Here is a 13009-nt window from a genome sequence, read left to right as displayed (position 1 = left end):
CTCATCGAAAGTCAATGCGCGGGAACGATCCTGGACATCGACCGCCTGTCCACGCAGCCGCCCGCACCCCTCGATCTGTTCGAGCCCTTCGATCCGCCCTCCGATTCCGCCGCCCCGCTCCAGGACGCCCTCCAACTCGGCTCCGCCCTCGCGGCGGTGGCGGCGAGCGCCGGACTGCCCGTGACCCCGCCGCCCCGCGTCGCGGTGCCGCCCGACGGCCACATCGCCCTCGCCGCCTGGCTCGACGCGGCCGAACAGCGCTACGGCCGCCGCCTGCGCACGGACAAGGTCGTCCCGGGATGAGTGCGCGCGGAAACGGCGTGAGCGGATCCCGGCCGACCGTGTCGGTGCGCATGGCCGATGCGGGCGATCTGTATCTGACCTGGCGATGGGCCGACGACAGTGCGCCCGGTGGCGTGGGTGTCGTTCCGGAGGAGCAGGTCGTGGCGGCCATGAGCCGGTTCGCGGCCGCACTGCCCGCGCCCGGTGTGGCGGGTGGGCTCGAATCGGCGCTCACCACCGGTGAGCTGGCTTCGTATGCCACGGAAAATGAACTGGCCCAGTTCCTTTCGGCCACGTTCCTGCCCTACAACCTCGCGGTGCGACTGCACGAGCTCCTCGTCGCGGGAATCCGCCCGCACATCCGCATCCAACCTTCCCCTCGCACAGCGCAATTGCCGTGGGAACTCATCGCGCCCGACGTCGACGTGCGGCTGGTCGAGATCGCCGATGTAAGTGTGTTGGCCCCGCCCGGCATCGTGCACGCGCCCGCCCGCACCGCCCGCTCGTGGACGCGGACCCGGACGGGGCCGGTGATCGCGGTGCTCGATCCGCGCGTGCCCGGCTTCCGTGCCGACTCGGCGCTGGGATCGGTTCTGGGCCGGATGGATTCGGCCGCACCACTGGCCGAACTGGTGGCCGCTCACGCCGCCGCCGCACGGCTCGTACCCGCGGTCGACGATCCTTTGGAAGCATTCCGCCGCACCGATCTCGACCGCACCTGGCTCAGCCGCGCACTGCACGACGGTGCCGCCCGACTGCTCTACGTCGGCCATGTCACCGCGGCCGCACCCGAATCCGGTCGCAGTGAATCGGCCACCCTGCATCTGTCGTGCACGGCCGCCAGCCCGGGCTGCGCCCCGGCCTACCGTGACCACCGACCGCTGTCGGCCAGGGACCTACTGCTCGGTACCCACGCGCTGGCTCCGGGCCACGACTACTCGGGCAACGGCGATGGGAATGGCAGGGCGGCTGGGAACGGCAACGGCGACAACCCGATCCCCCGCACCGGCCCCGAGATCTGGCCCATCCCCAGCCGCGTCGCCCTCATCGCCTGCGAGAGCGGCGGCGACCTCCGCTTCGCCGAACCCCTCGGCCTGGTGGCCGCCATGCTCACCGGCGGCGCGGAACTGGTCACCGCCGGCCGCTGGCCGCTACCCACCGATCTCGCCTTCCATCGCCTCGCCGGCACGGACGCGACCGCGCATCCTTTCCAGGAAGCCGTATGCGCCATCGACGCCGCCCACGAATCCGAGGATCCGGTGATAGCCCTCAACGACTGGCAGCGCACCCATCTGGCCGCCTGGCGCGCCACCGGCCTGATCGAGCACTCCCCGCTGATCTGGGCGGCCTTCGCCACGGTCGACACCCGCTGAAAAAGACTGATCCGCCCGGATTTTCGGAGCACCTCCGGGCGTTGCACCACCCATGGAACCCATTCAGATCGCCTGGGTGCCCGATGCGTGCACACTGCCGACGGCGGAACAGCCCATCCGCGTCGCCGAATTCGATGACCTGTTCAAGGGCGCGGTGCTGCGCCACACCCGCCCGGAGCCGACCGCGATCGCCCTGGTACTCCCGGCCTCGGTCGAAGAGCAGGCGCGAGATCTGGCCGAACGGGAATCCTCCTGCTGCACGTTCTTCCAGTTCGGCTTCGAATCCGCGGGCGACGAACTGGTGATGAGCATCCAGGTCCCGGCCGAGCGCACCGGAATCCTCGACGCGATCGAGGCGCGGCTGACGGGCAAGCCGCGCGCCTAGACCGTTCGCCCCGGAAACCACCGCCCCCAGAACTGTGGGGTCACGAAAAGATAACGGCCCCAATGATCCTCCGATGACCTGAGCGGGACATCAGGGAACGGAGGGCGCCGTGACGCGGTTCGTGACGGGCATCGTGGTGGCGGCACTGGCCGTCGCCTTGGCATTGATCGCCGGACCGGTCGGCACCGCCGCACCGGACGGCCTGCGGCAGTGCCAGGTCAGCGACGGACGACAGCCCGAAACCGCGACACCCGAAGAAGTGGGCCTGGATTCGGCCGCACTGAAGCGGGCCGTCGACTTCGCCTCGGACCCGACCCGATTCACCGTCCAGGTATTCCGCAACAACTGCCTGATCGGCGGCGGCCCGAACAATCAGCGCGCGGGCGGGGTCGCCTGGAATCTGTGGAGCGGCACCAAGAGCGTGGTGTCCATGGTGGCGGGCATCGCCGTCGACGAACACAAACTGCGCGTGGACGATCCGATCGGCGCCTACCTGCCCGCCGGGCTCGGGGACGCCGAACATCGCGCGATCACCGTGCGCAGCCTGCTGACCGAGACCTCCGGCATGGAGATCGCCATCGCGTCGGAGGGCATCACCGGGCTGGCCCGGCTCGACCCGAATGTGGTGGCGCAGGCGCTGGCCATGCCGGTCCTGCATCCGCAGGGCGAGACTTGGCAGTACAGTCAGCGCGCCGTCGACCTGCTCGTCTACGTGATCCAGCAGGCGATCGGCGAGGACTTCCAGGCCTACGCGCAGCGAAACCTGTTCGACCCGTTGGGCATCCGCACCTCCGACTACCTGTGGGCGCGTGACCGCAGCGGCAACACCTACGGCCACGCCCACCTGGTGTTGCCGCCCGACGACTACGCCAAGCTCGGGCTGCTACTGGTGAATCGCGGCAATTGGCATGGCCGCCAGCTGATCTCGACCGACTACCTGACGCAGGCGACCACACCGAACGACGTCAATCCCTGCTACGGATTCCTCATCACGGTCAACGGCCCCGACTGCGAGGACCTGTTCCCCGGACTGCCCAAGGACGCCCTGCAGATGGCGGGGATGATGCGGCAGGACAACTTCATCGTGCCCAGCCTGGGACTGCTCGTGAGCTGGACCGGTGTCACGGTTCCCGGTGGGGCGGTGAGCTTTCCGCACGACGTGCTGCGCGGTGTCGCCCTCGCCTTCCGCAGCCCGACCCTGCCCGATCCGGGTGCCTACGTCCCGCGCCCGGACACCAGCCTCACCGATCCGATGTTCCTGAACCCCGACGCCACGCTGTCCGCGCTCGGGCTCGGCCCGATGGCCTACCCCGGCTGCGGCATCCTGGAATGCCTGGGCAAGCCGCTCTACCCGCCCTTCGGTGACTGGCCACCGGGCTGCTTCGTCCTCGGCTGTGCCGGACCCGACCCCGCCACCCCGGGCATTCGCTGAGTGGCACACCAGCGCGGGGAATTCGGACAAAACCCCGCGCTGGTGTGCCGCTCGGCGAGCGCTATTGCGGCTGGCCGCAATTGGCGCAGAAGGCCGCGCCCACTTGGACCTGGTGGCCGCAACCTCGGCAATTCGATTGCAGGGACAGGGCGGTGCCGCAGGTGGAGCAGAACCGACCGCCCGTGGTGGGTGCGTTGCAGGTCGGGCAGGACACCCGCGCCGGGGTGGCGATGTCGTGCTGCGAGACCCAATCCTGCTGGTATGCCGCCTCGCGGATTTGAGATCCACGCGCGTCGGCCTGCGCCTGGGCGATCTGATGCGCCACCTGCGGTGAGCAGTTGGTGCACTGGCCGACCTGCTCGTTCCAGCAGACGTTGTGGCAGACCCAGCGGCCACAACCCGCGCACAGCCGGAAGTCGTTGCGCACCTGCTCGACCGCGCGCGAGAAGGCCTTGTCCTTGGTGCTCGAGGAGGAGCCACCCCAATTGTTGGAGTAGCTCTCCGCGGCATTGGAGATCTTGTCGATGGCGCGCACCTGATCCCCGAAGAGATCGCGCAGCACCCGCAACGCGCCGCGGCCGCGTGAGAAGTAGTTCTGCTCGAACGGCGACTTGTAGGAGGTGCTGCAGCGATCACAGCGGAACTCCCACTGGAATCCGTCGTCATTGGATTCGTCGTGGTAGTAGCTGGTGAAGACGACCGGACCGGTCATGGTCGAGTTATTCCTTTACGGCTGAGCGGAAGTCTGTGAACCGACGTGCCCGGAACCCCCCGGACCGTGTTTCGTCAGGTTCTTATCGTATGACTCGCTCGGCTCGCAACACATCCCACGAATGGGCGGCGGCTACTCGGGAAAACCGACCTCGACCTCGGTCCGGTCGCGGCGGACGTACATGTCCCAATAGCGGTCGCCCAGTTCGGTATTGGTCATGCGGTCGATCTCGATGCCCGGCGGGACCAGCTCCGGATGCTCGTCGACGATCCGCTCGGCCTCGCTGTCGCCGATCAGCACCCCGATGTTCAGCAGCCCGACATACACGCCGGTGCCGCGCAGTTCCTCGGCCAACTGCAGCAGGTACTCGCGCTGAGCCGCCAGGGCCACACCGAAATTCGACAGGTACGGCAGCACCACCTTCGGTGAGGAACCCGAGGAGAACAGCAGTGTGCCCGTGCCGCGCTCGATCATGCCGGGGGCCAGCGCGCGGGTTACGAGCATGGGGGAGTGCAGTTTCAGGGCCATGGGGACCCGCAGGTCGGGGACTTCGAGGGCCAGCGTGGAGGGAATGCGGTCTGCCATCTGGCCGGCCGCGCCGTGCAGGGCGACATCGATTTCGCCGTAGGTCTCGCGGATCGTGGTGATCGCGTCGGCGATCTGCCCGGCGTCGGTGACGTCCGCGGGGAAGGCGGCGGCCTCGATGCCCTCGGCCTTCAGATCGGCGACGTGCCGTTCGGCCTTGTCGGGTTTGCGGCCGATGACGGCGACCCGGAAGCCCTCGCGCCCGAAGCGGCGGGCGACGCCCATGCCCAGGCCGGGGCCGAAACCGAAGATGGCGATGGTCTTGCTCATGCTCGTACCTCATTAAGTTGAGCCATGGTTCAAGTTACGATTCCGACGCTAGCATGAAGTTGAACCTATGCTCAACTTAAATTCGATGCCCGATTTGTAGGATCGGCGCATGCCCGCGCAGAAACCCCTCCGCCTCGATGCCCGCCGCAATCGCGACGCGCTGGTGTCCGCGGCGCGCGAGGTCTTCGCCGAACGCGGACTCGACGCGCCGCTCAAGGAGATCGCCGCGCGGGCGGGGGTGGCCATCGGCACGCTCTACAACCGCTTCCCGACCCGTGACGATCTGATCGCCGCCGCCGTGGCGGACCGGGTCGAGGCGGGCGGCCGGATCGCGGAAGAGGCGCTGGCGCTTGATGATCCATGGGAGTCGTTCGTCTATCTGGTCGAAAAGGTCTGTGCGCTACAGGCTTCCGATCGGATTATGAACGAGCTGGCGCTGCGGGCCGCGCCGAGTCCGGAGATCGCCGCGCAACGTGATCGCGGGCATGCGGCGATGCGCGAAATCATCACGCGCGCACAGGATGCCGGGGTGCTGCGGGCGGATTGGGCGTTGGAGGACATCGCCTTCATCACGTGGTCGCACACTCGCGTGGTGGAGCAGACCGCGGGCATCGCGCCGGAGGCCTGGCGGCGCAATCTGGCTCTGATGCTGGACGGGTTGCGCGCGGAAGCCGCTCATCCGCTGCCGGTTCCGCCGATCAGCGAGCAGCAGCTGAATCGCTCGCTGTTGGCCAACCCGGACTGAAGCGGCGGAATCAACTCCGGTTACCGTCGAGGGGTCAGTATGTTCGCTCGTGTTCGGAGGTAGTGAAATGGCAGGGATTCCCGCGGTGCCGACGTCGTTGCTCGCGGCCGGTGGCCTCACCGGTGGCTTCGCCCTCGCCCAGGCCACCAAGAAGCGTCAGCTCGGTGGTGCGGTGTTCGCGGCGGGTACGGCGGCGGCCTTCCCGCGCTGGCGCAAGACGGTCGGGACCGGCGGGGCCGCGGCGCTGACCGGGCTGGCCATCGGCGCGATGGGGGCCTCGCATCCGCTGGCCAAGAAGATCGGCGCGTGGCCGTCGGTGGCCGTGGTGTCCGGGGTGGTCGCGGCCGCCGCCTACATTGCGGTGGATCGCCGGGCCTGATACCTGTCGGCGCGTCGCGGATGGCGTGTTGCGAACCGGTAGGTTTGATCCCGTGCCGGGGGACGGGAAGCGCAATACCGTGGAGTATGCGCACTTTCGTCCATCTGCTGCTGTTCGCGGCCGCCATCGCGGTGGCGGTCGGGGTATTCGGTCCGCTCGTCGGCTCGGTCGACGCCCGGAATGTTCAATTAACTGATCTCCGGGATGGTTTCGCGTCGGGCCGGACGCTGGATCAGATCGGGGCGCACTCGGGGGCGTTCTACAGTTCACTCGCCATCGGGCTGCTCGGGGTGGCGGCGGTCGTGCTGCTGGCCGCGCTGTTCGGGTCGCGGATCCTGGGGTGGCTCGGGGTGATCGTGGGGCTGGCCGGGCTCGGGGTGCTGACCTGGCGGCTCGACGACCGGTTCGACCACGACCTGCGCACCGACTGGCGGCATCTGCTCAGCGGGACCTGGGGTCTCTACCTGGTCGGCGGCGGGCTGCTGCTCTCGCTGCTCTTACTGCTCATCCCGCGCGAACGACGCCTACCCCCGCCGCCGGCCCGGCCCGGCTTCTGATCTCGTAATCGCCTGTCGGCCTTCATAGTTCGAGCCTCGAGCGAACCGCCGTGTAACCCGGTGACGTATCTAGGGCGAACGAGGAGGTTCGATGAATACCCACGGTGCCCTGACCGTCATCCGGAAACCCTTGACCTGCATGGTCATTGCCGGAACCCTGTTCGCCACCGCCGCGGGAGTCGCCGCGGCCGAACCCGGCGCGACGGGGCCGCAGGCTCCCGGCAATGCCGGAACGTCGCATGTGGTCGTCACTTACGACGACAACGGCTATCCGCGATACGACTACGTCTACATCGACCCCGCACCGCAACCCCCGTCCGACCCGGCGGCCAACCGGCTCGGCACCGGAGGCGAGGAACGCACCTGGCGGCCGGTGCCGCGCCCGGACGGTTCGGGTTGGACGGTGTGCCGCCCGTCCGCCACGCCCTGCCAGTAATGCCACGTCCGAAAACCGCGTGCTTCCCGCCCGGGCGATGATCTACCGTCGGTGAATGACGCAGCGGATCGAGTCGGTGGACAAGGGTGCGATGACGGCGGCCGCGGTCACCGTAATTCTCTGGGCCTCGGCCTTCGTCTTCATTCGCAGTGCGGGACACGCCTTTTCGCCGGGCGCGCTGGCCCTGGGCCGTATGCTGTCCGGCTCGATCGCCCTGATCGCCATCATGGTCATCACCGGCGAGCGCTTCCCGCCCCGCCCGGCCTGGCGCGCCATCCTGATCTCCGGCGTCCTCTGGTTCGGCGTCTACATGGTCGCCCTCAACTGGGGCGAACGCCACCTCGACGCCGGCACCGCCGCCATGGTCATCAACATCGGCCCCGTCCTGATCGCCCTGCTGAGCGGATTCTTTCTCTCCGAAGGCTTTCCGCCCCGCCTGATGGCAGGCATCGCCGTTTCCTTCACCGGCGCAGTCATAGTCGGCCTCTCGAACTCCGACGGCGGCTCAGCCGCCGCCCTCGGCGTCCTGCTCTGCGTCCTCGCCGCGGTCTGCTGGGCCGTATCGGTCGTAGTCCAGAAACCGGCCCTCACCCAAGCCTCCGCCCTGCAAATGACCACCGGCGGCTGCGTAGTCGGAACCATTGCCTGCCTACCCTTCTCGGCCCAACTAGTCACCGAAGCCACCGCCGCCCCGTTCACCTCCACCCTGAGCCTCATCTACCTGGGCGTCTTCCCCACCGCCCTGGCCTTCACCACCTGGGCCTACGCCCTCGCCCGCACCACCGCCGGCAAAATGGGCGTAACCACCTACGCCGTCCCCGCCCTGGTAATCCTCATGTCCTGGCTCGCCCTCGGTGAAGTCCCCACCCTCCTGGCCCTATTGGGCGGCCTCTTCTGCCTCTCCGGCGTCGCCATCGCCCGCTCCGGCTCCACCCGCCCGATTCCCGCCCCCGCCGTCAACCCGGAAGCCTCACCGGCCGAGTAGGTCGATGAGTGTGCGGAGCTGTGCGGTGTAGTACTGCTCGAATTCCGGTGTGCCGGGCCATTTTCCGGTGGCCTGCGCGGCGGTCTCGGGAAGCATGACCGGGGCCAGGATCGCGCCCATCAACGCCATGCGGACGAATGCGGGGTCCAGGTCGGGGGAAATCTCACCGCGATCCCGGGCCCGGCTCAGGTTGGCGAGATCGGCTTCGACGGTGGCGGAACCGTCGAGATAGTCGGTGGTCGAACCGCTTCCGGTGAGCCCGCGCCAGACGAGTAGGCGTGCGGGCCGGGGATCGGCGAGTATCGCCGACAGGTAGCGGGCCGCGATCTCGCCGAGCGGCAGGTCCGGATCCGCGCGCTCGGCCTCGGCGGCGGGCCAGCCTCGCTGAATCTCTTGGTAGAGGCCGTCTTTGCCGCCGAAGTAATAGGCGATGAGCTGCTTGTTCACCCCGGCGCGATCGGCGATCTCCTGCACGCGCGCGCCGTCGAAGCCCTTGGCCGCGAACTCGTCCAGGGCCGCATCCAGCAGGGCCTGTCGCGAGCGTTCGGCATCGCGGCGGCGGTCGGCGGCACTGGGAGCGCGGCGCGGGCGGCGGTCGGGTACGGGCTCGGTTGCCATCCGGTCATCGTACTTCGATGGATGACTGTGTCATCCATCCGGTTGTCATCCATTTGGTTGACACATTTATCCAACTGGATGACACTTCGAACGGTGACTACCTCGAACCTTCCGGGCGCGGTCGACGACCGCCCCGCCCTCACTCCGCACGCACGCCGGGCAATCGTGGTCGTACTGGTCGGGGCGATACTCGCCTTCCTCGACGCGACCATCGTCAATGTCGCGCTGAAATCGCTGGCCGCCGATCTGGGCGGGACGCTGGACGAAATCCAGTGGGTGGTCACCGTCTACCTGCTTGTCCAAGCCGCCGTACTACCGGTGACCGGCTGGGCCGCACGGCGGATCGGTGCCAAGCGGCTCTATATCGCCGCGCTGCTGCTGTTCACGCTCGCCTCGCTCGCATGCGCGGCGGCCGGAAGCGTCGACGCGCTCATCGCGGCGCGGGTCGCCCAGGGAATCGGTGCCGGGGTGATGATTCCGGTCGGGCAGATGATCCTGGTGACCGCCGCGGGGCGGCAGGGCATGGCGAGAGCCATGGTGGCAGCGGGGATTCCGATGGTGCTGACACCCGTCATCGGCCCGACCATCGGCGGGCTACTGCTCGAATACGCGGGCTGGCAATGGATATTCCTGATCAACGTCCCGATCGGTGTCCTCGGGCTGATCCTGGCGGCGCGGCTACTGCCGTCGGACGATCACACCGAATCGGCCGGGCCGCTGGACGTTTTCGGATTGCTCCTGATCTCCCTCGGAATGGTCGGGATCACCTACGGCCTCTCCGCGGCGGTGCAGCGCGGGGTGACGGATCCGCGGGTGCTCGTCACATTTCTCGGCGGCACGGCCTTGACGGTCCTCTTCATCGCGTACGCGCTGCGAGCCCGGAATCCGGTCCTCGACCTTCGCCTCTGGCGGGACGGCTTCTTCGCCGCGGGCACCGTCTCGACCTTCGTCATCGGTGCGGTGACATTCGGCGCAATGGTATTGCTGCCCTTGTATTTTCAAATTGTCCGTCACCAGGATGCCGCGCACACCGGCCTGCTCATGGCCCCGCAGGGCATCGGAGCGGCCGCCGCCATGGGGGTGTCCGCCCGCCTCTACCAACGCATCGGAGTCCCGACCGCGCTGCTCGGCGCCCTTGTCGGCTGCGCCGCCACCGTCCCGTTCATGCTCATCGCCGACGACACTCCGTACTGGTTGCTCGGCGGTGCGATGGTGCTGCGTGGACTCGGGATCGGCCTGGCCGCGATGCCGGCCATGACCGCCACCATGCGAAACCTGACACCGTCCCAAATCATCGACGCCACACCGCAACTCACGATCATGCAGCGAGTCGGCGGATCGATCGGCACCGCCGCCTTCGTCGTGATCCTGCAGCGGCACCTGCCCGGCGACGACACCCATCAGGGGGCTGCCGCCTTTTCGGTGACTTTCACCTGGGTTCTGGTGGCTTCGACGCTGGCAGTGGTGCCGACCTTGTCGATGGTGCTGCTGGCGAGATATTACCCCAAACCCCTATAGGGTATATGGTCGATGCAAGGTCGGTCGGCGGAGGAGCGCGGGATGGATCGCAAGGACGGGCAGCGGACTGCGGTGCTGGATGTTCGGGGGCTGCACTGGGCGAGTCAGCAGGGGGTGGTTACGGCAGTGCTGGGGAGGCGGCCGGGGGTGGTTGCGGTGGAGGCCAATCCGGTGGCGCAGACGGCGACTGTGACGTTTGATCCGGGGTTGACTTCGGTGGCTGATCTGCGGGAATGGGTGCGGGAGTGCGGGTTGCACTGTGCGGGGCAGTCGGTGCCGAATCATGTGTGTGATCCGATGGCCGAACCTGCGGGCGACCACGCGGGGCATGCAGGGATGGGGCACGACACCCGCGAGGGTCGCGACGCTCACGCCGGTATGGACCACGGTGCGCACGCGGGAATGGACCACAGTGCCCACGCCGGGATGGATCACGGTGCCCACGCCGGGATGGATCACGGTGCGCATGCGGGGATGGATCATGCCGCCATGGGGCATGGGGGGCATGCCGGGCATGGGGGGATGTCCATGGAGGACATGGCTCGGGATATGCGGAATCGGTTTGTTGTGGCGGCCGTGTTTTCGGTGTTGGTGATGTTGTGGTCGCCTATGGCTACCGACATGTTCGGGTGGGATTTGCCGGTGCCGTTCGGGATGCGGGCGGATATCTGGGAGTTGGTGCTCAGTCTGCCGGTGATCTTCTATGCGTCGACGATCTTCTTCACGGGGGCGTGGGCGGCGTTGAAGGCGCGGACGCTGGACATGATGGTGCTGGTCGCGGTGGGGATCGGGGCGGGATGGCTGTACTCGCTGGCGATTACGCTGACCGGGGGCGGGGAGGTGTTCTACGAGGCGTCGACCATGTTGGCGACGTTCGTGCTGCTCGGGCACTGGTTCGAGATGCGGGCGCGGGGTGGGGCCAATGACGCGATTCGGACGCTGCTGGATCTGGCGCCGCCGCGGGCGGTGGTGATCCGGGACGGTCGGGAGGTCGAAATCCCCACGGCCGACGTGCAAGTCGGGGATCTGCTGCTGGTGCGGCCGGGCGCCAAGATCGCGGTCGACGGCACCGTGGAGGACGGGGCGAGCGAGGTCGACGAGTCCATGGTGACCGGCGAGAGCCTGCCGGTGCACAAGGAGGCGGGCTCGGCGGTCATCGGGGCGACGCTCAACAAGAACGGCACGCTGCGGGTGCGCGCCACCAAGGTCGGGGCGGACACCGCGCTGGCGCAGATCGTGAATCTGGTTCAGCAGGCGCAGAATTCGAAGGCCCCGGGCCAGAAGCTGGCCGATCGCGCGGCCTTCTGGCTGGTGCTGGTCGCATTGTTCGGCGGCGCACTGACTTTGGTGGTCTGGCTGCTGGCCGGCGTCGGCTTCGCCAAGGCCATGCTGTTCGCCATCACGGTCGTGGTCATCACCTGCCCGGACGCCCTGGGTCTGGCCACGCCGACCGCCATCATGGTCGGCACCGGCCTGGGCGCGAAACGCGGCGTGCTGTTCAAGAACGCACTGGCGCTGGAGAGTTCGGCCCGCATCCAGACCGTGGTGATGGACAAGACCGGAACCCTCACCAAGGGGGAGCCGGAGGTGACCGAAATCGTCACCGGGTCAACGCTTTCCGAGGCAGACCTGCTGCCCCTGCTGGCCGCCGTGGAACGCGAGTCCGAGCATCCGCTCGCCGAGGCCGTGGTGCGCTACGCCAAGGAACACGGCTCGAACGACGCTCGCGCCGTGGACTTCCAGAACGTCCCAGGCCACGGCGCGATCGCCACCGTGGACGGCCGCCGTGTCGTCATCGGCAATCGCCGTCTGCTGGAACAGGAGAACATCGATCTGGGCGAGCTGGCCGCGGTCCGCGACCGGGTGGCGGGCGCGGGTCAGACCGCTGTGCTGGCCGCCGTGGACGGCAAGGCCGCCGCCGTCATCGGCATAGCCGACGCGCCGCGCGAGACCTCCGCCAAAGCCGTTGCGGACCTGCACGATATGGGCGTCGAGGTGGTCATGCTCACCGGCGACAACCAGGCCACCGCCGAACGCATTGCCGCCGAACTCGGCATCGACACCGTCATCGCCGAGGTGCTGCCCGGCGACAAGGCCGCCAAGATCATCGAATTGCAGTCCGGCGGAAAGAAAGTCGCCATGGTCGGCGACGGCGTGAACGACGCGCCCGCGCTCGCCCAGGCCGATCTCGGCATCGCCATCGGCGCGGGTACCGATGTCGCCATCGAAACCGCGGACCTGGTGCTCATGCGCTCGGATCCACTGGACGTCCCCACCGCCCTGCGCATCGGCCGCGGCACCCTGCGCAAGATGCACCAGAACCTGGCCTGGGCGGTCGGCTACAACAGCCTGGCCCTGCCGATCGCCGCCGGTGTCTTCGAGCCCGCCTTCGGCTTCGTCCTGCGCCCGGAGATCGCGGCCATGTCCATGTCCGGATCGAGCATCATCGTCGCCCTGAACGCCCTGTCGTTGAAGCGTTTGCGGCTGCCGGAACGCGACTGAGCCGCACCGGTTCTCTGTGGTCCGGGTTACAGAACGCCGAGGTCGTGAGTCGATTCATGATGCTGGGAGTTAGCTCGTCCTAATACAGTGGGTCTGCACTTTGTACCCAGCCCGAAGGACAAGTTATGCCGATCATCAACCTCGGTTCCGCCGCGATCGACCTGGCCAGCACGGTCACCGGTATCGCCGCCAACATCACCTACCTGCTGAAGGCGTGGGGCCTGGCCTGA

Annotated in this window: 13 protein-coding genes and 1 pseudogene; 11 read left to right on the top strand and 3 right to left on the bottom strand. The window is 68.0% G+C overall.

Features of this window, described 5'->3' with window-relative positions:
• The 4 genes and pseudogenes from ON43_RS37605 to ON43_RS37590 form a co-directional block, all read left to right on the top strand.
• A pseudogene (locus ON43_RS37605) lies at window positions 1-303 on the top strand (tetratricopeptide repeat protein); the annotation flags it as partial.
• Complete coding sequence (locus ON43_RS37600) at window positions 300-1655, top strand: hypothetical protein (RefSeq protein ID WP_051179831.1); 1356 nt, start codon at window positions 300-302, stop codon at window positions 1653-1655. The pseudogene ON43_RS37605 and the gene ON43_RS37600, both read left to right, overlap by 4 nt.
• Window positions 1656-1707: 52 nt before the next feature.
• Window positions 1708-2040 carry a hypothetical protein gene (locus ON43_RS37595; protein ID WP_040815443.1) on the top strand — a complete coding sequence of 111 codons (333 nt, stop codon included), beginning with the start codon at window positions 1708-1710 and terminating at the stop codon, window positions 2038-2040.
• 109 nt (window positions 2041-2149) lie between these two features.
• Window positions 2150-3472: a serine hydrolase domain-containing protein gene (locus ON43_RS37590; RefSeq protein WP_245568941.1), complete on the top strand. Its 1323-nt coding sequence runs from the start codon at window positions 2150-2152 to the stop codon at window positions 3470-3472.
• A gap of 61 nt (window positions 3473-3533) precedes the next feature.
• On the opposite strand, the gene ON43_RS37585 is transcribed toward ON43_RS37590, so the two are convergent.
• Entirely contained in the window at window positions 3534-4184 is a 651-nt protein-coding gene (locus ON43_RS37585) for a double zinc ribbon domain-containing protein (RefSeq protein WP_040815441.1), read from the bottom strand.
• Window positions 4185-4316: 132 nt separating this feature from the next.
• The gene (locus ON43_RS37580) at window positions 4317-5039 is read right to left on the bottom strand and encodes an SDR family NAD(P)-dependent oxidoreductase (RefSeq protein WP_040815439.1); all 723 of its coding nucleotides are present in this window, start codon (window positions 5037-5039) and stop codon (window positions 4317-4319) included.
• 109 nt (window positions 5040-5148) lie between these two features.
• Here ON43_RS37580 and ON43_RS37575 point away from each other — a divergent pair, with 109 nt between their 5' ends.
• The 5 genes from ON43_RS37575 to ON43_RS37555 all read left to right on the top strand — a co-directional run bounded on the left by ON43_RS37575 (window position 5149) and on the right by ON43_RS37555 (window position 8141).
• On the top strand, window positions 5149-5784 hold the full coding sequence (locus ON43_RS37575) for a TetR/AcrR family transcriptional regulator (RefSeq protein ID WP_040815438.1): 636 nt from the start codon (window positions 5149-5151) through the stop codon (window positions 5782-5784).
• A 67-nt stretch (window positions 5785-5851) separates the two neighbouring features.
• Entirely contained in the window at window positions 5852-6163 is a 312-nt protein-coding gene (locus ON43_RS37570) for a hypothetical protein (protein WP_218003482.1), read from the top strand.
• An 86-nt stretch (window positions 6164-6249) separates the two neighbouring features.
• Window positions 6250-6720 carry a hypothetical protein gene (locus ON43_RS43120; RefSeq protein ID WP_051179829.1) on the top strand — a complete coding sequence of 157 codons (471 nt, stop codon included), beginning with the start codon at window positions 6250-6252 and terminating at the stop codon, window positions 6718-6720.
• Between the two features lie 91 nt (window positions 6721-6811).
• A complete protein-coding gene (locus ON43_RS37560) occupies window positions 6812-7156 on the top strand; it encodes a hypothetical protein (RefSeq protein WP_040815437.1) in 345 nt (114 codons plus the stop codon).
• A gap of 55 nt (window positions 7157-7211) precedes the next feature.
• Window positions 7212-8141 carry a DMT family transporter gene (locus ON43_RS37555; protein ID WP_040815435.1) on the top strand — a complete coding sequence of 310 codons (930 nt, stop codon included), beginning with the start codon at window positions 7212-7214 and terminating at the stop codon, window positions 8139-8141.
• Here the strand turns inward: ON43_RS37555 and ON43_RS37550 are convergent.
• A complete protein-coding gene (locus tag ON43_RS37550) occupies window positions 8127-8759 on the bottom strand; it encodes a TetR/AcrR family transcriptional regulator (protein ID WP_040815434.1) in 633 nt (210 codons plus the stop codon). The genes ON43_RS37555 and ON43_RS37550 overlap by 15 nt on opposite strands.
• 93 nt (window positions 8760-8852) lie before the next feature.
• Here ON43_RS37550 and ON43_RS37545 point away from each other — a divergent pair, with 93 nt between their 5' ends.
• Together ON43_RS37545 and ON43_RS37540 are read left to right on the top strand one after the other, a co-directional pair.
• Window positions 8853-10277: a DHA2 family efflux MFS transporter permease subunit gene (locus ON43_RS37545; protein ID WP_218003481.1), complete on the top strand. Its 1425-nt coding sequence runs from the start codon at window positions 8853-8855 to the stop codon at window positions 10275-10277.
• A 42-nt stretch (window positions 10278-10319) separates the two neighbouring features.
• A complete protein-coding gene (locus ON43_RS37540) occupies window positions 10320-12779 on the top strand; it encodes a heavy metal translocating P-type ATPase (RefSeq protein WP_040815433.1) in 2460 nt (819 codons plus the stop codon).
• The last annotated feature ends 230 nt before the right edge of the window (window positions 12780-13009 follow it).

The organism is Nocardia concava NBRC 100430 (genome assembly GCF_000308815.1).
In the GTDB taxonomy this organism is placed as follows: Bacteria; Actinomycetota; Actinomycetes; order Mycobacteriales; family Mycobacteriaceae; genus Nocardia; species Nocardia concava.
The sequence above is the reverse complement of the archived record's forward strand: the minus strand, read 5'-3'. Positions and strand labels throughout refer to the sequence as shown.

Bases quoted from the DNA above. Each gene is read 5' to 3' on its own strand.
- ON43_RS43120 (WP_051179829.1), top strand. From the start codon at position 6,250: ATGCGCACTTTCGTCCATCTGCTGCTGTTCGCGGCCGCCATCGCGGTG.
- ON43_RS37560 (WP_040815437.1), top strand. From the start codon at position 6,812: ATGAATACCCACGGTGCCCTGACCGTCATCCGGAAACCCTTGACCTGC.
- ON43_RS37570 (WP_218003482.1), top strand. From the start codon at position 5,852: ATGGCAGGGATTCCCGCGGTGCCGACGTCGTTGCTCGCGGCCGGTGGC.
- ON43_RS37585 (WP_040815441.1), bottom strand. From the start codon at position 4,184: ATGACCGGTCCGGTCGTCTTCACCAGCTACTACCACGACGAATCCAAT.
- ON43_RS37575 (WP_040815438.1), top strand. From the start codon at position 5,149: ATGCCCGCGCAGAAACCCCTCCGCCTCGATGCCCGCCGCAATCGCGAC.
- ON43_RS37550 (WP_040815434.1), bottom strand. From the start codon at position 8,759: ATGGCAACCGAGCCCGTACCCGACCGCCGCCCGCGCCGCGCTCCCAGT.
- ON43_RS37595 (WP_040815443.1), top strand. From the start codon at position 1,708: ATGGAACCCATTCAGATCGCCTGGGTGCCCGATGCGTGCACACTGCCG.
- ON43_RS37600 (WP_051179831.1), top strand. From the start codon at position 300: ATGAGTGCGCGCGGAAACGGCGTGAGCGGATCCCGGCCGACCGTGTCG.
- ON43_RS37555 (WP_040815435.1), top strand. From the start codon at position 7,212: ATGACGCAGCGGATCGAGTCGGTGGACAAGGGTGCGATGACGGCGGCC.
- ON43_RS37580 (WP_040815439.1), bottom strand. From the start codon at position 5,039: ATGAGCAAGACCATCGCCATCTTCGGTTTCGGCCCCGGCCTGGGCATG.
- ON43_RS37540 (WP_040815433.1), top strand. From the start codon at position 10,320: ATGGATCGCAAGGACGGGCAGCGGACTGCGGTGCTGGATGTTCGGGGG.